Source organism: Geodermatophilus sp. SYSU D00965, assembly GCF_054050075.1.
In genome coordinates this window covers 145,326-165,386 of sequence record NZ_JBJGYQ010000013.1, presented here as the reverse complement: position 1 = coordinate 165,386, position 20,061 = coordinate 145,326, and the positions used below count along the sequence as shown (strand labels likewise).

General features: G+C 74.1%; 14 protein-coding genes and 1 tRNA gene. 2 read left to right on the top strand and 13 right to left on the bottom strand.

Features of this window, described 5'->3' with window-relative positions; all coding sequences use genetic code 11:
* Nucleotides 1-128: 128 nt before the first annotated feature.
* Nucleotides 129-1,433, bottom strand: a complete 1,305-nt coding sequence (locus tag ACI789_RS14395; RefSeq protein WP_457010078.1) for an ABC transporter substrate-binding protein — start codon at nt 1,431-1,433, stop codon at nt 129-131.
* 224 nt (nt 1,434-1,657) lie between these two features.
* The gene (locus tag ACI789_RS14390) at nt 1,658-2,257 is read right to left on the bottom strand and encodes an ANTAR domain-containing response regulator (RefSeq protein WP_457010077.1); all 600 of its coding nucleotides are present in this window, start codon (nt 2,255-2,257) and stop codon (nt 1,658-1,660) included.
* Nucleotides 2,258-2,338: 81 nt separating this feature from the next.
* On the opposite strand from ACI789_RS14390, the gene ACI789_RS14385 reads away from it, so the two are divergent.
* Nucleotides 2,339-2,412 (top strand) — tRNA-Leu (locus tag ACI789_RS14385).
* Between the two features lie 350 nt (nt 2,413-2,762).
* Nucleotides 2,763-4,466, top strand: a complete 1,704-nt coding sequence (locus tag ACI789_RS14380; RefSeq protein WP_457010076.1) for a pyridoxal-dependent decarboxylase — start codon at nt 2,763-2,765, stop codon at nt 4,464-4,466.
* 1 nt (nt 4,467) lies between these two features.
* Here ACI789_RS14380 and ACI789_RS14375 read toward each other — a convergent pair whose 3' ends face one another.
* From ACI789_RS14375 to hisI, 11 genes are all read right to left on the bottom strand, one after another.
* Nucleotides 4,468-5,352 (bottom strand): acyl-CoA thioesterase, encoded by an 885-nt coding sequence (locus tag ACI789_RS14375; RefSeq protein WP_457010075.1) that lies wholly within the window; start codon nt 5,350-5,352, stop codon nt 4,468-4,470.
* Nucleotides 5,349-6,764 (bottom strand): pyruvate kinase, encoded by a 1,416-nt coding sequence (pyk, locus tag ACI789_RS14370; protein WP_457010074.1) that lies wholly within the window; start codon nt 6,762-6,764, stop codon nt 5,349-5,351. Before pyk ends, ACI789_RS14375 begins: the two co-directional genes overlap by 4 nt.
* 135 nt (nt 6,765-6,899) lie before the next feature.
* Entirely contained in the window at nt 6,900-8,387 is a 1,488-nt protein-coding gene (locus ACI789_RS14365; RefSeq protein ID WP_457010073.1) for a glutamate synthase subunit beta, read from the bottom strand.
* Nucleotides 8,380-13,071, bottom strand: coding sequence for a glutamate synthase large subunit (gene gltB, locus ACI789_RS14360; RefSeq protein ID WP_457010072.1), 4,692 nt, complete (start codon nt 13,069-13,071; stop codon nt 8,380-8,382). The genes ACI789_RS14365 and gltB overlap by 8 nt, the downstream gene beginning before the upstream one ends.
* A gap of 320 nt (nt 13,072-13,391) precedes the next feature.
* Entirely contained in the window at nt 13,392-14,363 is a 972-nt protein-coding gene (gene lgt / locus ACI789_RS14355) for a prolipoprotein diacylglyceryl transferase (RefSeq protein ID WP_457010071.1), read from the bottom strand.
* Nucleotides 14,360-15,160, bottom strand: coding sequence for a tryptophan synthase subunit alpha (gene trpA / locus ACI789_RS14350; RefSeq protein ID WP_457010070.1), 801 nt, complete (start codon nt 15,158-15,160; stop codon nt 14,360-14,362). The genes lgt and trpA overlap by 4 nt, the downstream gene beginning before the upstream one ends.
* Nucleotides 15,157-16,506 carry a tryptophan synthase subunit beta gene (gene trpB, locus ACI789_RS14345; RefSeq protein WP_457010069.1) on the bottom strand — a complete coding sequence of 450 codons (1,350 nt, stop codon included), beginning with the start codon at nt 16,504-16,506 and terminating at the stop codon, nt 15,157-15,159. Before trpB ends, trpA begins: the two co-directional genes overlap by 4 nt.
* A gap of 76 nt (nt 16,507-16,582) precedes the next feature.
* Nucleotides 16,583-17,392: an indole-3-glycerol phosphate synthase TrpC gene (trpC, locus tag ACI789_RS14340; protein ID WP_457010068.1), complete on the bottom strand. Its 810-nt coding sequence runs from the start codon at nt 17,390-17,392 to the stop codon at nt 16,583-16,585.
* A 128-nt stretch (nt 17,393-17,520) separates the two neighbouring features.
* Nucleotides 17,521-18,162, bottom strand: a complete 642-nt coding sequence (locus tag ACI789_RS14335; RefSeq protein WP_457010067.1) for a Trp biosynthesis-associated membrane protein — start codon at nt 18,160-18,162, stop codon at nt 17,521-17,523.
* Complete coding sequence (locus ACI789_RS14330) at nt 18,159-19,667, bottom strand: anthranilate synthase component I (RefSeq protein ID WP_457010065.1); 1,509 nt, start codon at nt 19,665-19,667, stop codon at nt 18,159-18,161. Before ACI789_RS14330 ends, ACI789_RS14335 begins: the two co-directional genes overlap by 4 nt.
* Nucleotides 19,654-20,028, bottom strand: coding sequence for a phosphoribosyl-AMP cyclohydrolase (gene hisI / locus ACI789_RS14325; protein ID WP_456920587.1), 375 nt, complete (start codon nt 20,026-20,028; stop codon nt 19,654-19,656). Before hisI ends, ACI789_RS14330 begins: the two co-directional genes overlap by 14 nt.
* Nucleotides 20,029-20,061: the final 33 nt, after the last annotated feature.

The following is a 20,061-nucleotide window of genomic DNA, read 5'->3' as shown; positions in this document are numbered from 1 at the left end:
CCCCCCCCCCCCCCCCCCCCCCCCCCCCCCCCCCCCCCCCCCCCCCCCCCCCCCCCCCCCCCCCCCCCCCCCCCCCCCCCCCCCACCGTGGTGGTCCTCCGGGCGTCAGGGACGCCCGGTGTCGCGGGTCAGCGCTGCGGGCCGATGCCGTTCGCGTTGAGCCCCTCGATGATCCGCGAGGACTCGTCGAACCCGATGACCGCGATGGCGTCGGGGTTGAAGTCGACCATCTGCTGCACCTCGGAGTCGAAGTTGGCAGCCTGCGGGTCGTAGATGATCGTCTGGATGTCGCCCTCGGCGAGACCGGCGGCCACCAGGTTGTTCTTCACGTTCTCCGCGAGCCCGGTCCCGTAGGGGTCGTTGAGCGCGAGGATCCCGACGGTGTTGTTGCCGTCCTCGATGATGAGGTCGGCCAGCGCCTCGGCCTGCAGGGTGTCCGGCGGCGCGGTGCGGAAGTACAGCCCGTTGTCGTTGTACGTCGTGAACTGGTCCGACGTGTTCGCCGGGGAGAACTGCAGGACGCCGGCACCGGTGATGGTGTCGATGACCGTCAGGCTCACACCGGAGGACGCCGCACCGATGATCGCGTTGGCGCCCGCCTGCAGGAGGGCGTCGACCGACTGGGTGGCGATGTCGGTGGTGGTGTCACCGGAGTCGCGCTGGATGAGCTGCACCTGCTGGCCGAGGACACCGCCGGCGGCGTTGATGTCGTTGACGGCCAGCTGCGCGGCGGCGATCTCGGGCGGGCCGAGGAAGGCCAGGTTGCCGGTCTCGGGCAGCAGGGTGCCGATGATCAGCGGCTCCGGGCTGGTGGTGCCGGCCGGCGCCGGGGCCGGGCTCTCCGCGGTGCTGGCGTTGGCCTCGTCGCCGGGGATGACGTACCGGGTCGCGCTGTCGTCGATCCGGTTGTCGTCACCGAACTGCTGGATGCCGATGCTCGCCTGGGCCGGCTCGCCGGCGTCGGTGAAGCTCAGCGGCCCGGACTGGCCGTCGTAGTCGACGTCGCCACCGTTGTTGACGATCTCCAGGCACGAGGTGAAGTCCTCGCACTTGTCGCCGCCGGCGGTGACCCCGTTGACGAAGTTCTTGAAGACGTTGGCGTCGTTGGTGCCGGCCAGCTGCGCGGCCAGCGCCGTGATCACCACGGCGTCGTAGGTCTCACCGGCGTAGTTGAAGTCGACCAGGTTGGGGTCGACGCCCAGCAGCCGGTCCCGGAAGTCGCCGGACAGCTCGGTGAGGGGCAGGGTGCCCTTCATGCCGGCGAGCGCGCCCTGCTCGGTGAAGTCCTCACCGAGGGCGTTGCCCATGTTGCCGTCGGACCCGTAGACGTTGACCTGCTTCTCGCCGCTGTCGCCGCCGCCGCCGCTCGCGCTGCCGCCCTCGTCGTCCCCGCCGCCACAGGCGGTCAGGACGAGCAGGGCTGCAGCGGACACGGCCGCGCTCCGGGCGAGGATGCCAGTGCGCATCAAGCCACTCCCACTGTGCTGTCGGTGGTGCACTCGGTCAGCCCGGCCCGGGCTGACCCCATCAGTGGGGGGAAGGTAACCGCTGCCCAGAGGCCCCGACGGAGGGTCGCCCGGACCGTGATGAGGTCGTGACCTCCCGGATCCGGCCCCGACACACAGCGGCGCGGCGCGCCTACGAGCGGAGACGCAGCTCACTCGGCCGACGGGGCCTCGGCCTCCTGCGGGTCGAGGATCCGCTGCGCGAGCGCCTTCATCGAGGTGCGCTCGTTCATCGCCGTCCGCTGGATCCAGCGGAACGCCTCGGCCTCGGTCATGCCCTGCTCGGCCATCAGCTTGCCCTTGGCCTTCTCGACGACCTTGCGGGCCTCCAGGCGGTCCTCCAGCGTCCGGACCTCGCCGTCCAGGGCCGAGATCTCGGCGAACCGGGCCCGGGCCACCTCGATCGCCGGCACCAGGTCGTTCTTGGAGAACGGCTTCACCAGGTAGGCCATGGCCCCGGCGTCGCGTGCCCGCTCGACCAGCTCGCGCTGGCTGAAGGCGGTGAGCACGATGACCGGCGCGACGCGGGCCGTGGCTATCTGCTCGGCCGCCGAGAGGCCGTCGAGGACCGGCATCTGGATGTCGAGGATGACCAGGTCGGGCCGCAGTTCGGTGGCGCGGTCCACGGCCTGCTGCCCGTCGCCCACCTCCGCGACGACGCTGTACCCCTCCTCCTCCAGCATCTCCTTCAGGTCGAGGCGGATGAGCGCCTCGTCCTCGGCGATGAGGACCCGGATTGTCTCGCTGCTCACGCGCGGGAGCCTATCGATGCCGCTGTGTCCGTGACGCCCAAGTAGGCTGCTCGGGCAACCCGGGACTGACCGTCCCGGCACGCCCCCGTACCCCAATCGGCAGAGGGAGCGGATTCAAAACCCGCGCAGTGTGCGTTCGAGTCGCACCGGGGGCACTGTGACATCGTCGGCCTACCGGCCGACACCGCGGCCAGGTGCCGTTCCCCACCCACGTGGAGCGCCAGACTCCCGTCCCTGCTCGGGGGAGCCTCCGGCCCCCCACTCCCAGGGACCGACACCGCGGCCAGGTGCCGTTCCCCACCCACGTGGAGCACCGGACACCCGTCCCCGCTCGGGGGAGCCTCCGGCCCCCCGCTCCCAGGGACCGCACCGCCTCACGTGCCGTTCCCGGCTCACGTGGAGCACCAGACACCCGTCCCCGCTCGGGGGAGCCTCCGGCCCCCGCTCCCAGGGACCGCACGGGGCGCCTGACACGAGCGGGCGGCGGCCGCCATACGGTGGCACCGTGAGCGAGCCGACGCCCCCGCACATGACCCCCGAGCAGTTCCGCCGGCACGGGCACGAGGTCGTCGACTGGATCGCCGACTACTGGACCCGGATCGGCTCGTTCCCGGTCCGCTCCCCCGTCGGGCCGGGCGACGTCCGCGAGTCCCTGCCCGCGTCGCCGCCGGAGCAGGGCGAGCCGTTCTCCGCCGTCCTGGCCGACCTCGACCGCGTCGTCCTGCCCGGGGTCACGCACTGGCAGCACCCCGGCTTCTTCGGCTACTTCCCGGCCAACACCTCCGGCCCGTCGGTGCTGGGTGACCTCGTCTCCGCGGGCCTCGGCGTCCAGGGCATGTCCTGGGTGACCAGCCCGGCGGCCACCGAGCTGGAGCAGCACGTCCTCGACTGGTTCGCCGAACTGCTCGGCGTGCCGGAGAGCTTCCGCTCGACCGGCACCGGCGGCGGCGTCGTCCAGGACTCCAGCTCCGGCGCCAACCTGGTCGCGCTGCTCGCCGCCCTCCACCGGGCCAGCGGCGGGGAGACCGTGCGCGGCGGCGTCCGCCCCGACGAGTACACCGTCTACGTCTCGGCCGAGACGCACTCGTCGATGGAGAAGGCCGTGCGCATCGCCGGCCTCGGCAGCGACGCCGTCCGCGTCGTCGAGGTGGACGGCGACCTCGCGATGCGCCCCTCGGCGCTCGCGGCCCGCCTCGAGCGCGACACCGCCCGCGGCTTCCGGCCGGTGCTGGTCTGCGCCACGGTCGGGACGACCTCCACCACCGCCGTCGACCCGCTCGCCGAGCTCGGCCCCATCTGCCGCGACCACGGCGTCTGGCTGCACGTGGACGCCGCCTACGCGGGCGTGAGCGCCGTGGCACCGGAGCTGCGCTCCCTCCAGGCCGGGGTGGAGTGGGCCGACAGCTACACCACCGACGCGCACAAGTGGCTGCTCACCGGCTTCGACGCGACCCTGTTCTGGGTCGCCGACCGGGCGGCCCTGACCGGCGCGCTGGCCATCCTGCCGGAGTACCTGCGCAACGCCGCGACCGACGCCGGCGCCGTCGTCGACTACCGCGACTGGCAGATCGAGCTCGGCCGCCGGTTCCGCGCCCTCAAGCTGTGGTTCGTGCTGCGCTGGTACGGCGCGGAGGGGCTGCGGGCCCACGTCCGCTCGGGGGTGGCGCTCGCGCAGGAGCTCGCCGCCTGGGCCGAGGCCGACGACCGGTTCGACGTGGTGACCAGGCACCCGCTGTCGCTGGTGTGCCTGCGGCCCCGCTGGGCCGAGGACGTCGACGCCGACGTCGCCACCATGACGCTGCTGGAGCGGCTCAACGACGGCGGCGAGGTGTTCCTGACCCACACCACGGTGCGCGGGCAGGCGGTGCTGCGCGTGGCGATCGGCGCCCCGTCGACCACCCGGGCCCACGTGGCGCGCGCCTGGGAGCTGCTCTGCGAGGGCCACGACTGGTTGGCCGCCGACTTCGCCGAGTCGGCCGCCGAACGGGCTCGCGCGGAGGCCGAGCGTCGGGCCGCGGCGCCGGAGGTCCCGGCCGCCCAGGACGAGACCACGACGCAGGCGGCGGCGCAGGAGGGCCTGGCGGACGGCCGGCAGCCGGCTCCGGCGGACGAGGTGCCCGACGAGCCAGCTGCCGCCGCCGACACCCCGTCGTCGCCGGAGCAGGCCGCCGCGGCCGTCCCGGGGGACGGCGGGGGCACCGGCTCCTGAGTCAGCGCTGCACGGGCCGCAGCAGGCCCTCCTGGGCGGTCGTGGCCACGTGCGTGCCGTCGGCCGCCCAGATGCGGCCGAAGCACAGCGCACGGCCGCCGCTGGCCGCCGGGCTGTCGGTCTCGTAGAGGAACCAGTCGTCGGCCCGCACCGGCGCGTGGAACCACACCGCGTGGTCCAGGCTGGCGCCGGCGTAGCGGTTCTGCCATCCGCCGACGCGGGCTAGACCGGCGCCCAGCAGCGTCAGGTCACTGACGAAGGTCAGCGCCGCCGCGTGCACCGCGGGCCGGTCGGGCAGCCGGCCGGCGACCCGCATCCAGACCCGGGTCGAGGTGTCCGGTGGCTGCTTGGCGACGCCGGCGAAGGGGTCCTCGAGCAGCCGCTGCTCGACCGCCCGGCTGATCTCCAGGGCGCCCGAGGACTCCTGGCCGTGCGCGGCGGCGACGTCGGCCAGCGAGGGCAGCTCCTCCGGCCGGGGGACGTCGGGCATCGGCAGCGAGTGCTCGACCACCGGCGGCTCCCCCGCGGTGAAGTCCGCCGTGAGCGCGAAGATCGCCACGTCCTGGCCCTTGCGCCACTGGCACCCGATGACCCGGCGGGTGGTGAACGACCGGCCGTCGCGGATGCGGTCGACGCTGTAGCGGATCTCCTCGTGCGGGTCGCCCGGCCGCAGGAAGTAGGCGTGCAGGGAGTGCACCCCGCGCTCGGCCGGCACGGTCAGCCCGGCCGCCATCAGCGCCTGCCCGGCCACCTGGCCGCCGAAGATCCGCTGCAGCCGGGTGGTCGGCGTCCGGCCGACGAAGACGTCGGGCTCGCGCTCCTCGAGGTCGAGCACGTGCAGCAGCGAGGCGGCCTGACTGTCGCCGTCCCCCGCCGGGCCGGTCACGAGTCGGTCCCCACCTCGTGCACGCGGATGAGGTTGGTCGATCCCGGGGTGTTGGGCGGGCTGCCGGCCACGACGACCACCCGGTCGCCCTCCTTGAGCCGGCCGATGGCCAGCAGCGAGAAGTCGACCTGCCGGACCATGTCGTCGGTGTGCTGCACCTCGGGGACGAGGAAGGTCTCCACGCCCCACGAGAGCGCCAGCTGGCTGCGCACGCGGGGGTCGACGGTGAAGGCCAGCAGCGGCTGGCGGGGGTGCAGCGCGGCCAGCCGGCGGGCGCTGTCCCCGGTCTGCGTGAAGGTGGCCAGTGCGTTGACCTGCAGGCTCTCGCTCACGTCGCGGGCCGCGCGGACGATCGCGCCCGACCGCGACCGGGAGCGGCGGACGAGCTCCGGGGCGGCGACGCTGTCGCTCTCGACCGCGTCGATGATCCGCTCCATCGTGCGGACGGCGGCGATCGGGTAGCGGCCGACCGAGGTCTCCCCCGACAGCATGACCGCGTCGGCCCCGTCGAGGACGGCGTTGGCGACGTCGGAGGCCTCGGCGCGGGTGGGCCGCGACGAGCTGATCATGGACTCGAGCATCTGGGTGGCGACGATGACCGGCTTGTTGCGCTCCCGGGCGGCCTGCACGGCGCGCTTCTGCACCAGCGGGACCCTCTCCAGCGGCAGCTCCACGCCGAGGTCGCCGCGGGCCACCATGATCCCGTCGAAGGCCTCGACGATCGCCTCGAGGTTCTCCACCGCCTCGGGCTTCTCGAGCTTGGCGATGACCGGGACGAAGACGTCCTCCTGCCGCATGATGTCGCGCACCAGCTCGACGTCGGCCGGGGACCGGACGAACGACAGCGCCACGAAGTCCACCGACAGGTGCAGCGCGAAGCGCAGGTCCTCGGCGTCCTTCTCCGACAGCGCGGGCACGCTCACCGCCACGCCGGGCAACGACAGGCCCTTGTTGTTGGACACCTCGCCGCCCTCGACGACCAGGCACCACACGTCGGGGCCCTCCACGGCGACCACCGAGAGCGCCAGCTTGCCGTCGTCCACCAGGAGGCGGTCGCCGACCCGGGCGTCGGCCGCCAGGCCCTTGTACGTCGTCGACACCCGCTCGGCGGTGCCCTCGACGTCGTCGACGGTGATGCACACGCGGCTGCCGGTCTGCCACTGGACCGGGCCGTCGGCGAAGGTGCCGAGGCGGATCTTGGGGCCCTGCAGGTCGGCGAGGACGGCGACGGCGTGGCCGGTGCGGTCCGACGCCTCGCGGACCAGCTTGTAGGCGCGCTCGTGGTCGGCGTGCGCCCCGTGGCTGAAGTTCAGCCGGGCGACGTCCATCCCGGACTCGACGAGGGCGGTGACCTGCTCCTGCGAGGAGGTCGCCGGCCCCAGCGTGCAGACGATCTTGGCGCGACGCGACATGGCTCAAACGCTATCGGCCCCGCCCCGCTCCCGTGCAGTGGACCCGTGTGAGCGCTCACACCAGCCCCAGCAAGCACGAGGGCCGGGCCCCGCGTGGAGCGGGACCCGGCCCGGAGCCGGTGTTGTGCGGGTGCGCTACCGCAGTGCCACCGCGGTGGGGGTGATCGGCCGCGGCAGCATCGAGGCCCCGGTCAGCCAGCTGTCGACGGCGCCGGCGGCGGCGCGCCCCTCGGCGATCGCCCACACGATCAGCGACTGGCCGCGGCCCATGTCACCGGCGACGAACACGCCTGGGACGGTGGACATGAACTCGCCGTCGCGGGCGACGTTGCCGCGCCCGTCGATCTCCACGCCCAGGGCGTCGAGCAGGCCCTCGCGCTGCGCGCCGGTGAAGCCCATGGCGAGGAACACCAGGTCGGCCGGGAGCTCCCGCTCGGTGCCCTCGACCTTCTGGAACCGCCCGTCGACCCGCTCCACCTCGTGGATCAGCAGCGCGCGCAGGTTGCCCTCGTCGTCGCCGACGAAGCGCTCGGTGTTGACGCTGTAGAGCCGCTCCCCGCCCTCCTCGTGGGCGCTGGAGACCCGCATGACCATCGGGTAGGTCGGCCACGGGTTGCCCGCCGCCCGCCGGTCCGGCGGCGCCGGCATGATCTCCAGCTGGGTCACCGAGAGCGCGCCCTGCCGGTGCGCGGTGCCCAGGCAGTCCGCGCCGGTGTCGCCACCGCCGATGATCACGACGTGCTTGCCGTGGGCGTTGATCGGCGGCTCGTCGAGCTCGCCGAGCGCCTGCCGGTTGCCGAAGGGCAGGTACTCCATCGCCAGGTGGATGCCGCGCAGCTCGCGGCCCGGCGCCGGCAGGTCGCGGCCGATGGTGGCGCCACCGGAGAGGACGACGGCGTCGTACTCGGCCCGCAGCTGGTCGGCCGACAGGTCGTTCTCCCCGCTGCCGCCGACCTCGACCCCGGTGACGAACCGGGTGCCCTCGGCGCGCATCTGGTCCAGCCGCCGGTCGAGGACGGCCTTCTCCATCTTGAACTCGGGGATGCCGTAGCGGAGCAGCCCGCCGACGCGGTCGGCCCGCTCGTAGACGGTCACCTCGTGCCCGGCGCGGGTCAGCTGCTGGGCGGCGGCCAGCCCGGCCGGCCCCGAGCCGATCACGGCGACCTTCTTGCCGGTCTGCTCCTGCGGCGGGACGGGCTTGACCAGGTCGCGCTGGAACGCCTGGTCGATGATCTCCCACTCGATCTGCTTGATCGTGACCGGGGACTCCTGCAGGTTGAGGACGCAGGAGCCCTCGCACGGCGCCGGGCACAGCTTCCCGGTGAACTCCGGGAAGTTGTTGGTGGCGTGCAGCCGCTCGATCGCCTCGGTCCAGTCGTCGCGGCGGGCGAGGTCGTTCCACTCCGGGATCAGGTTGCCCAGCGGGCAGCCGTGGTGGCAGAACGGGATGCCGCAGTCCATGCACCGGGCGGCCTGCTGGCGCACCGCGGCCACGGGGAAGACGGCGTCCTCACCGCTGGTCCGGGAGAGGTAGACGTCCTTCCAGTCCAGGATCCGGACGTCGACCGGACGGCGCGGCGGCAGCGCCCGGTCGTGCTTGAGGAAACCGGTCGAGTCAGCCACGTGCGGCCTCCATCAGTGCCTTGTCCACATCCGTGCCGGCGGCCTCCGCGGCCCGCCGGGCCTCGAGCGCGCGACGGTAGTCGCGCGGCATGATCACGCTGAACCGCTCCGACCAGCGGCCCCAGTCGGCCAGCAGCGCGACGGCGACCGGCGACTCGGTGTCCGCGGCGTAGCGGACCAGGACGTCGCGCAGCCACTGCGCGGACTCGCCGTCCAGCGGCTCGACGTCGACCATCTCGCTGTTGACCCGGTGGCGGGCCAGGTCGAGGACGTACGCGATGCCCCCGGACATGCCGGCCGCGATGTTGCGGCCGGTCGAACCGAGGATCACCGCGCGCCCGCCGGTCATGTACTCCAGCGCGTGGTCGCCGACGCCCTCGACGACGGCCAGCGCGCCCGAGTTGCGCACGCAGAACCGCTCGCCGACCCGCCCGCGCAGGAAGATCTCCCCCGCGGTCGCGCCGTAGGCGATGACGTTGCCGGCGATGACGTTGTCCTCGGCGGCGAAGGTCGCCTCGCGGCCCGGCCGGACGACGACCCGCCCGCCGGAGAGGCCCTTGCCGACGTAGTCGTTGGCGTCACCGAACAGCCGCATGGTGATGCCGCGCGGCAGGAACGCGCCGAACGACTGGCCGGCCGACCCGGTGAAGGTCAGGTCGATCGTGCCGTCGGGCAGGCCCTCGCCGCCGAAGCGCCGGGTGACCATCGACCCGAGCATCGTGCCGACGGTGCGGTTCACGTTGCGCACCGGCAGCTCGAGGCTGACCGGCCGCGCGTCGAGCAGCGCGCCCTCGCACAGCTGGATGAGGGTCTGGTCCAGCGCGACGTCCAGGCCGTGGTCCTGCTCCCGGACCCGGTGCAGCGGCGCGCCCTCGGGCAGCTCGGGCACGGCCAGCACCGGGGTGAGGTCGAGGCCCGCGGCCTTCCAGTGGTCGACCGCCTTGCGGGTGTCGAGCAGCTCGGCGTGCCCGATCGCCTCGTCGAGGGAGCGGAAGCCCAGCTCGGCGAGGTACTGGCGCACCTGCTCGGCGAGGAACTCGAAGAAGGTGACCACGAACTCCGGCCGCCCGGTGAACCGCTTGCGCAGCTCCGGGTTCTGGGTGGCGACGCCGACCGGGCAGGTGTCGAGGTGGCAGACGCGCATCATCACGCAGCCGGAGACGACCAGCGGAGCGGTGGCGAAGCCGTACTCCTCGGCGCCCAGCAGCGCGGCGATGACCACGTCGCGGCCGGTCTTCATCTGCCCGTCGCACTGCACGACGATGCGGTCGCGCAGGCCGTTGGCCAGCAGCGTCTGCTGCGTCTCGGCCAGGCCCAGCTCCCACGGGGAGCCGGCGTGCTTGAGCGAGGTCAGCGGCGCCGCGCCCGTCCCGCCGTCGTGCCCGGAGATCAGGACGACGTCGGCGTGCGCCTTGCTCACGCCGGCCGCGACCGTCCCGACGCCGACCTCGCTGACCAGCTTGACGTGGACCCTTGCTGCGTTGTTCGCGTTCTTCAGGTCGTGGATGAGCTGCTTGAGGTCCTCGATCGAGTAGATGTCGTGGTGCGGCGGCGGGCTGATCAGGCCGACGCCCGGCGTGGAGTGCCGGGTGCGGGCCACCCACGGGTAGACCTTCTGGCCGGGCAGCTGGCCGCCCTCGCCGGGCTTGGCGCCCTGCGCCATCTTGATCTGGATGTCGTCGGCGTTGACCAGGTACTCGCTGGTGACGCCGAACCGGCCGCTGGCCACCTGCTTGATCGCCGATCGGCGCAGGTCGCCGTTCGGGTCGGGCTGGAAGCGGTCGGGGTCCTCGCCGCCCTCACCGGTGTTGGACTTGCCGCCCAGCCGGTTCATGGCGATCGCGAGGGTCTCGTGGGCCTCCTGCGAGATGGAGCCGTAGCTCATCGCGCCGGTGGAGAACCGCTTGACGATCTCGCTGACCGGCTCCACCTCCTCCAGCGGCACGGGCGGACGCGCACCGGTGCGGAGGGTGAAGAGCCCGCGCAGCGTCGCGGCCTCCTCGGAGAGCTTGTCGACGGTGTCGGTGTAGCGCTGGAACACCTCGTACTGCCGCGAGCGGGTGGCGTGCTGGAGCAGGAACACCGTCTCGGGGTTGAACAGGTGCACCTCGCCCTCGCGGCGCCACTGGTACTCGCCCCCGGTCTCCAGCCGGCGGTGCGCCCGCTCGGTCGGGTTCTCCGGGTAGGCGCGGCGGTGGCGCATGGCCACCTCCTCGGCGAGGACGTCGATGCCGACACCGCCCAGCGGGCAGGAGGTGCCGGTGAAGTACTCGTCGACGACCTCCTGGGACAGGCCGACGGCCTCGAAGATCTGCGCCATCGTGTACGAGCCGACGGTGCTGATGCCCATCTTGCTCATGACCTTCAGGACGCCCTTGCCCAGCGCCTTGACGACGTTGCGGTTGGCCTGGGCGGCCTCGATGCCGGTGAGGTCCCCGGCCCGGATGAGGTCCTCGATGGACTCGAAGGCCAGGTACGGGTTGACCGCGGCGGCGCCGTAGCCGAGCAGCAGCGCGACGTGGTGCACCTCGCGGCAGTCGCCGGACTCGACGACCAGCCCGACCTCCATGCGGGTCTTCTGCCGCACGAGGTGGTGGTGGACGGCCGCGGTCATCAGCAGCGACGGGATCGGCGCGCGCTTCTCGTCGCAGTCCCGGTCGGAGAGCACGATGACGCGGGCGCCGGCGGCGATCGCCTTGCTGACCTTGGTGCGCAGCTGCTCGACCGCCTCGGCCAGGCCCTTGCCGCCGCCGTTGACGTCGAAGTGGCCGGTGATCCGGACGGCGGCGTAGCCGGGCAGGTCGCCGTCGTCGTCGATGTGCAGGATCTTGGCCAGCTCGTCGTTGTCGATGACCGGGTAGGGCAGGAAGACCTGGCGGCAGGACGCCGGGGTGGCGTGCAGCAGGTTCTGCTCCGGGCCGAAGGTGCGACCCAGGCTGGTCACCAGCTCCTCGCGGATGGCGTCCAGCGGCGGGTTGGTCACCTGGGCGAACAGCTGCCCGAAGTAGTCGTAGAGCAGCCGCGAGCGGTCCGACAGCGCCGCGACCGGCGTGTCGGTGCCCATGGAGCCGATCGGCTCGGCGCCGGAGGAGGCCATCGGGGTCAGCAGGACCCGGAGGTCCTCCTCGGTGTAGCCGAACAGCTGCTGCCGGCGGACGACCGACTCGTGGCTGGGCCGGGCACGGCGGCGCTCGGGCAGCTGCGGCAGGTGCACCAGGCCGGCGTGCAGCCAGTCCTCGTACGGATGCTCGGCCGCCAGCGCGCCCTTGACCTCCTCGTCGGAGACGATCTTCGCCGCCGCGGTGTCGACCAGGAACATCCGGCCCGGCTGCAGCCGGCCCTTGGCCACGACCTCGGCGTCGGGAACCTCGAGGACGCCGACCTCGCTGGCGAGCACGACCAGGTCGTCCTTGGTGTGCCACCAGCGGCCCGGGCGCAGCCCGTTGCGGTCGAGGACGGCGCCGATGAGCGTGCCGTCGGTGAAGGCGACCGCGGCCGGCCCGTCCCACGGCTCCATGATCGAGGAGTGGAACCGGTAGAAGGCCCGGCGGGCCGGGTCCATCTCGTCGTGGTTCTCCCACGCCTCCGGGATCATCATCAGCACCGCGTGCGGCAGCGACCGGCCGGACAGGTGCAGCAGCTCCAGCACCTCGTCGAAGGTGGCCGAGTCGCTGAAGTCGCTGGCGGTGACCGGGAAGATCCGGTCCAGCCCCAGCTCGGACGCCGGGCCGGCGGGGCCGTCGAACAGCGTCGTCTCGAGCTTGGCCTCGCGGGCCCGCATCCGGTTGCGGTTGCCCTTGATCGTGTTGATCTCGCCGTTGTGCGCGATCACGCGGAACGGGTGGGCCAGCGGCCAGCTCGGGAAGGTGTTGGTGGAGAACCGGCTGTGCACCAGCGCGATCGCCGACTCGTAGCGCTCGTCGCGCAGGTCGGGGAAGAACGCGGGCAGCTGGTCGGTGGTCAGCATGCCCTTGTACGTGATCGTCCGGGACGACAGCGAGGCGATGTAGAGCGAGCTGCCCGCCTCGGTCGCGGCGCGCTCGGCCCGCTTGCGCAGCACGAAGGCGCGCCGCTCCAGCCGGGTGACGCCGTTGGGCGCGGCGTTGCCGCCGAACGCGGCGGCGTCGGCGCGGGCGCCCATGGTCTCGGCCACGAACAGCTGGGCGAAGTGCGGCATGACCGCGCGGGCGGTCGGGCCGACGTCGGCGCCGTCCGGGTCGACCGGGAGCTCGCGCCAGCCGAGGACGGCCAGGCCCTCCTCGGCGGCGAGCCGGGCGACGTCCTCGACCCGCGCGGCCCGCTCGGCCTCGTCGACGGGGAGGAAGGCGATGCCCACGGCGTACTCGCCGAGCGGGGGCAGGTCGAAGTCGACCTCGGCGCGCAGCAGCGCGTCGGGGACCTGGGTGAGGATCCCGGCGCCGTCGCCGGAGTTGGGCTCGGAGCCGGCGGCGCCCCGGTGGTCGAGGTTGTGCAGCGCGGTGAGACCGGCGGCGACGATCTTCCGGGAGCGGCGTCCCTGCACGTCGGCGACGAAGGCGACGCCACAGGCGTCCTTGTCGTTGGCCGGGTCGTACAGGCCCGCGGCGGCCGGGACGGCCGAGAACGGGACGGCGGTCCCGCGGGGAGCGGGGGTCACCGTGCCGGAGGCGGGAGAACCGGTGGCGGGGGCGGAGTTCTCGGGCATGTCACTCCCGTCGTCGGCGCGCCGTCCGGGCTCCGTCGGCGGTGACGGGACGGACGGGGGGCTGAGGGCCCGGGGCCGGTGGTCAGAGGGCGGAGGGGCACTGCGGGAGAGCCGGGAGCGGTGGTGATCCGTGGATCGACCGGTCCAGCTCAGGCTCGCGAGCCTCGGGGGTGGTGCCCTCGGGGCTGTCGTCCGCGGGGCGGCACTGGCCCGGTTCCGACGCAGATGACCCCGCCAGGATCTCTGGGAGGTCAGGTTGGAGGGTACACAGCGGTAACACCAGCCTCACTCGGGCAAACCCCCGCAACGGCGCGTCTTCCTCAGGATCGTTCGTGTCGCAGCGGGCCGTCCCCACCTGCTCCTTCGCCGTCCGTGCCGTCGCCGCTGCCCGGCGCGGCCGCCGGGGCCGCGCCGGCCGCACTCCCCGGGGCCGCCGCGGTGTCGGACATCTCACGTCCGCGGGTGATCACCTCGCGGGGACGGCCGCGCTGCCACACCAGGTAGGCCACCGCGAGCAGGCCGACGACCACCGCGGTGAAGACGTTGAGCCGGATGCCGAAGAAGTGCTCGGCGGGGTCGCTGCGCAGCAGCTCGACCCACAGCCGCCCGGCGCAGTAGCTGGCCACGTACAGGGCGAACGCGCGGCCGTGGCCCAGCCGGAAGCGCCGGTCGGCCCAGATGACCAGCCCGGCCGCGGCGAGGTTCCACAGCAGCTCGTAGAGGAACGTCGGGTGGAAGGTGCCCAGCACGACCGGCTGCCCGTCGGGGCCGACGACGGCCCCGGTGCCGTCCCACTCGTAGATGGTCAGCGCCCACGGCAGGTCGGTCGGCCCGCCGTAGAGCTCGTTGTTGAACCAGTTGCCGAGCCGGCCGATCGCCTGGGCGACCAGCAGCCCGGGGGCGAGGGCGTCGGCGAAGGCCGGGAGCGGGATGCCCTTGCGCCGGCAGGCGATCCACGCGCCGACCCCGCCGAGGGCGATGGCGCCCCAGATGCCCAGGCCGCCCTCCCAGATCGCGAAGGCCCGGACCGGGTCGCCACCCTCGCCGAAGTAGGCCCGCGGACTGGTGATGACGTGGTAGAGCCGGCCGCCGACGATGCCGAAGGGCACCGCCCAGACGGCGATGTCGAGGACGTCGCCCTCCGCTCCCCCGCGGGCCCGCCACCGCCGGTCGGTCAGCCAGACCGCGGCGACGATGCCGGCGATGATGCACAGCGCGTAGGCCCGGATGGGTAGCGGGCCGAGCTCCCAGACGCCCTGCGTGGGGCTCGGGATGGCCGCCAGGGCGGTCATGCACGCCCCCGTCGGCGGACGCCGTCGGACAGCTCGGCGGCCAGCGCGCGGACGCCGTCCGGACCGTGGCCGTCGAGCAGCGTGCGGACGAACGCCGACCCGACGATGACCCCGTCGGCGAAGGCGGCGACCTCGGCGGCCTGGTCGGCGTTCGAGACGCCGAGGCCCACGCACACCGCGAGGTCGGGCGCCGCGGCCCGGGTGCGGGCGACCAGTTGCTCCGCGGCGTCGCTGACCGTGGCGCGGGTGCCGGTCACCCCCATGGTGGAGGCGGCGTAGACGAAGCCGCGGCAGGCGGTGGTGGTCATGGCCAGCCGGGCGTCGGTGGACGACGGCGCGACCAGGAAGACCCGGTCGAGGTCGGCTGCCTCGGCGGCGGCGATCCACTCGGCCGCCTCGTCGGGGATGAGGTCGGGGGTGATCGCGCCCGCTCCCCCGGCCGCGGCCAGGTCGGTGGCGAACCGCTCGACGCCGTAGCGCTCGATCGGGTTCCAGTAGCTCATCACCACCGGTACCGCGCCCGCCGCGGCGACCGCCTCGACCGCGCGCAGCACGTCGCGCATCCCCACGCCGGCGCGCACGGCCGGGTCGACGGCCCGCTGGATCACCGGTCCGTCCATGCCGGGGTCGCTGTAGGGGACGCCGACCTCGACGACGTCGGCGCCGCCCTCGACGGCGGCGACCATGGCCGCGATCGACGCGTCCACGCTCGGGTAGCCGACCGGCAGGTAGGCGACCAGCGCCGATCTCCCCTCGGCCGTGGCCTTGCCGATCACGTCGGCCAGCTGTGAGGTCACGCCGTCTCCCCTGCTTCCTGGCCGGGGACGGCCTCGCCGGACGTCACGGCTCCCTCGGTGGGCTGCTGGTCGGTGTCCAGGCCCGGTCCCGGGTCGACGTCCTCGCGGTCGCCGAGACCGAACCAGCGCGACGCCGTCTCGACGTCCTTGTCGCCGCGGCCGGAGAGGTTGACCAGCAGCAGCGCGTCCCGCCCCAGCTCCTGGCCCAGCTGCAGCGCCCCGGCCAGCGCGTGCGCCGACTCGATCGCCGGGATGATCCCCTCGGTGCGGCACAGCAGCGCGAAGGCCTCCATGGCCTCGGCGTCGGTGACCGCCCGGTACTCGGCGCGGCCGATGTCGTGCAGGTGGGAGTGCTCGGGCCCGACGCCGGGGTAGTCCAGCCCGGCGCTGATCGAGTGCGACTCGATGGTCTGACCGTTCTCGTCCTGCAGCAGGTAGGAGCGGGCGCCGTGCAGCACCCCCGGCGTCCCGCCGGTGATCGTGGCCGCGTGCCGCCCGGTGTCGACGCCGTCCCCGCCGGCCTCCAGGCCGATCAGCCGCACGCCCTCGTCGGGGACGAAGGCGGTGAAGATGCCGATCGCGTTGGAGCCGCCGCCCACGCAGGCCAGGACGGCGTCGGGCAGCCGGCCCTCCCGCTCGAGCACCTGGGCGCGCGCCTCGTCGCCGATGACCCGCTGGAAGTCGCGGACCATCTCCGGGAACGGGTGCGGCCCGGCGACGGTGCCGAACACGTAGTTGGTGGTCTCGACGTTGGTGACCCAGTCGCGGAAGGCCTCGTTGATCGCGTCCTTGAGCGTCCGGGAGCCGGTGGTGACCGGGATGACCTCGGCGCCGAGCAGCCGCATCCGGGCGACGTTGAGCGCCTGGCGGCGGGTGTCCTCCTCGCCCATGTAGACGGTGCACGACAGGCCCATCAGCGCCGCGGCGGTCGCGGTGGCCACCCCGTGCTGCCCGGCGCCGGTCTCGGCGATGACCCGGGTCTTGCCGATGCGCTTGGTGAGCAGCGCCTGGCCCAGCACGTTGTTGATCTTGTGTGACCCGGTGTGGTTGAGGTCCTCGCGCTTGAGCAGCACCCGGGCGCCGCCGGCGTGCTCGGCGAACTTCGGCACCTCGGTGATCGGGCTGGGCCGGCCGGTGTAGTCGCGCTGGAGCCGGGCGAACTCCTCCTGAAAGGCCGGGTCCACCCGCATGGCGGCGTAGGCCTCGGTGAGCTCGTCGAGCGCAGCGATCAGCGCCTCGGGCACGAAGCGGCCGCCGAAGACCCCGAAGTGGCCGGTGGCGTCGGGCCAGCCCGGGCGCGCCGGCAGGAGCTCTTCTCCGGGCTGCGGTGGGCTGGTCGTCGTCATGCCCCTAGTCTCCCGCGCCGAGAGCCCCTGACGGGACAGGGGGTCGGCGTCGGGGTGGCGGGCGTGGGAGCCCGGCTCAGCGGCTGGTGCGCGGGGTCGCGGGGTGCGATCCGGCGGTGACCAGGTCGGCCACCGCCTGGCGGGCGTCGCCGGCGGTGACCAGGCCCTCGCCGACCAGCACGGCGTCGGCGCCGGCCGCGGCGTAGGAGATGAGGTCGTGCGGCCCGCGGACGCCGGACTCGGCGACCTTGACCACCTCCGACGGCAGCCCGGGGGCGATCCGCTCGAAGGTCGACCGGTCGACCGACAGAGTCGTGAGGTCGCGGGCGTTGACGCCGATGACGGCGGCGCCGGCGGCCAGCGCCCGGTCGGCCTCGGCCTCGGTGTGCACCTCGACCAGGGCGGTCATCCCGAGCGACTCCACCCGCTCGAGCAGCCCCACCAGCACGTTCTGCTCGAGCGCGGCGACGATCAGCAGGACGACGTCGGCACCGTGGGCGCGGGCCTCGTGCACCTGGTAGCTGGTGACCACGAAGTCCTTGCACAGGATCGGCACGTCGACGGCGGCGCGGACGGCGGCGAGGTCGGCGTGCGAGCCCCCGAACCGGCGGCGCTCGGTGAGCACGCTGATCACCCGGGCGCCGCCGTCGGCGTACTGCCGGGCCAGGACGGCCGGGTCGGGGATGTCGGCGAGCGCGCCCTTGGACGGGCTCTGCCGCTTCACCTCGGCGATGACGCCGACGCCGGGGGCGCGCAGTGCGGCCAGGGCGTCGAGGGCCGGCCGGGTGTCCCCCGCGATGGCCTTGACCTCGGCCAGCGGCATGACCGCCTCGCGCGCGGCCAGGTCCTCGCGGACCCCGGCGACGATCTCGTCGAGCACGGACACGCGTCCTCCCCGCTGGGAATCATCGGCTCGCCGTTCGCGGCCCGGTCGTGGAACCACTCTAGAGGCGACCGCGGTCCCGGCCTCCCGCGGGGCTGCGGCGCGCGGTTCGCCCGTCGGAGGCCGGGTAGTCAGCGCGGTTCGGCCTCGCCGGGTGCCAGCTCGGTGGGGTCCTCGCCGCGGTCGAGGGCCCGCCAGGCGTCCAGGGCGCGGTCCTCGTCGGTCCGCCGGGCCCCGGACCGAGCCGTCGCGGCGCCGACCGGCCGCTCGTAGCGGCGGCCCATGCCCGGCCAGCCGCGCCCGCGCAGGACCGTGAGCAGCCCCGCCGCGACCGCGAGCACCCCGGCGACGACCGCCAGCACCGGCCAGGCCGGGTGCACCTCGACGGTGGGCCCGCCGGCGCTCCCGGCCCCGACCGCACCGGCCACGGCCGACTCGACCCCCCCGACGAGCGGCCGCAGCCCGGACCAGCCCAGGACACCGCCGGCGACGGCGACGAGCAGCCCCACGACGACCCGCCCGCCGGCGCGGACGGCGAGCACGGCGACCGCCGCGGCCAGCAGCAGCAGCCCGGCGGCCGGCACGAGCGGCGCCAGCGCCGACCCGGTGACCTCCTCGGTGGCCGGGGGCAGCGGCGCCGGCCGCTGCAGCGTCGCGGTCACCCAGGTCTGCCCCCCGGCGGACAGCGCCAGCCCGCCGGCCAGCGCCGCGCCGACGACGGCGGCGCCCAGCTCCCGCCGGGCGGTCACGGGGCCGACGGCAGGGCCGCTCACGGCAGCTCCCGCATCCCCTCGGCGGTCGCGATCGCCGACAGCACCGCCCGGGCCTTGTGCCGGGTCTCGGCCTCCTCGGTGGCGGCGTCGCTGTCGGCGACGACGCCCGCGCCGGCCTGCACGTAGGCCCGGCCCTGGTGCAGCACCGCCGTCCGGATGGCGATGGCCATGTCGAGGTCGCCGCTGGCGTCGACGTAGCCCACGGTGCCGGCGTACAGCGCCCGGCGGGTCGGCTCCAGCGACTCGATGATCTCCATCGCCCGCGGCTTGGGGGCGCCGGACACCGTGCCGGCGGGGAACGTGGCGTCGAAGACGTCCAGCGCGTCCCACTCCGGCGCCACCTCGCCGGCGACGGTGGAGACCAGGTGCATGACGTGGCTGTAGTGCTCGATCCGCATGAAGTCGGGCACCTCGACCGTGCCGGGCACGCAGACCCGGCCCAGGTCGTTGCGCGCCAGGTCGACGAGCATGACGTGCTCGGCGCGCTCCTTGGGGTCGGCGAGCAGCCCCTCGGCCAGCCGCACGTCCTCGTCGGGCGTGGTGCCACGGGGCCGGGTGCCGGCCGGGGGGTGGACGACGGCCGAGCTGCCGGTCACCGTCACCAGCGCCTCCGGCGAGGAGCCGACGACGTCGAACGGCGTCTCCCGCCCCGCGAAGCGCAGCAGGTACATGTAGGGCGAGGGGTTGGTCGCGCGCAGCACCCGGTAGAGGTCCAGCGCGTCGACCTCGGTCGGCACCGCGAAGCGCTGCGACAGCACCACCTGGAAGGCGTCACCGGCGCGGATGTGCTCGCGGACCCGCTCGACGCCGTCCTCGAAGACGCCCGGCGCCATGTTGCTGACCACCGGCGGCGGCTCGGCGGTCGCGAACGTGGCGACCCCGGGCGGCACCGCCTTGGTGAGGTCGGCGGCCATCGCGTCGAGCCGCGCCACGGCGTCGTCCCAGCCGGTGCCGGGCTCCCCCGCTCCGCGCACGGCGTTGGCGATGAGCAGCACCGACCCGTCGGTGTGGTCGAGCACGGCGAGGTCGGTGACCAGCATGAGCGACAGCTCGGGCATGCCGAGGTCGTCGACGCTGGTGACCGGCAGCCGCTCCAGCCGACGCACCACGTCGTAGCCGAGGTAGCCGACCAGGCCACCGGTCAGCCGCGGCAGCCCGGGGGTGCGCGGCGACCGCAGCCGCCGGGCGAGGGTGCGGACGGCGTCCAGCGGGTCGGTCGGCAGGTCGTCGGTCAGGCCCGGCAGCTCCTCCCCCAGCCACTGGGTGACGCCGTCGCGCTCGGTGAGCACGCCCGCGCTGCGGACGCCGACGAAGCTGTACCGGCTCCACTGCTTGCCCTGCTCGGCGGACTCCAGCAGCACCGTGCCGGGCCGGTTGCCGGCGAGCTTGCGGTAGATGCCGACGGCGGTCTCGGCGTCGGCGAGCAGCCGCCGGGTCACCGGCACCAACGCCTGGTCGAGGGCGGCGAACTCCTCCCGCGACGGGGACGTCTCACCGAGCCGCACGGGACACCTCCAGCTCCCGGTGGAAGCAGCTGCGCTCGCCGGTGTGGCAGGCCGGCCCCTCCTGGTCGACGAGCACCAGCAGGGCGTCGCCGTCGCAGTCCAGCCGGACGTCGCGCACCCACTGCCGGTGACCGGAGGTCTCGCCCTTCACCCAGTACTCCTGCCGGCTGCGCGACCAGTAGGTGGCCCGGCCGGTGGTGAGGGTGCGGCGCAGCGCCTCGTCGTCCATCCAGGCGACCATGAGCACCTCGCCGGTGTCGTGCTGCTGGACGACGGCGGCGACCAGACCCGCGGCGTCACGGCGCAGCAGCGCGGCGACGGCGGGGTCCAGGGCGGACTCGGCGGCGGGGACGGCGGACATGCGCCCGATCGTCCCATCCGGCGGCGGCCGCCA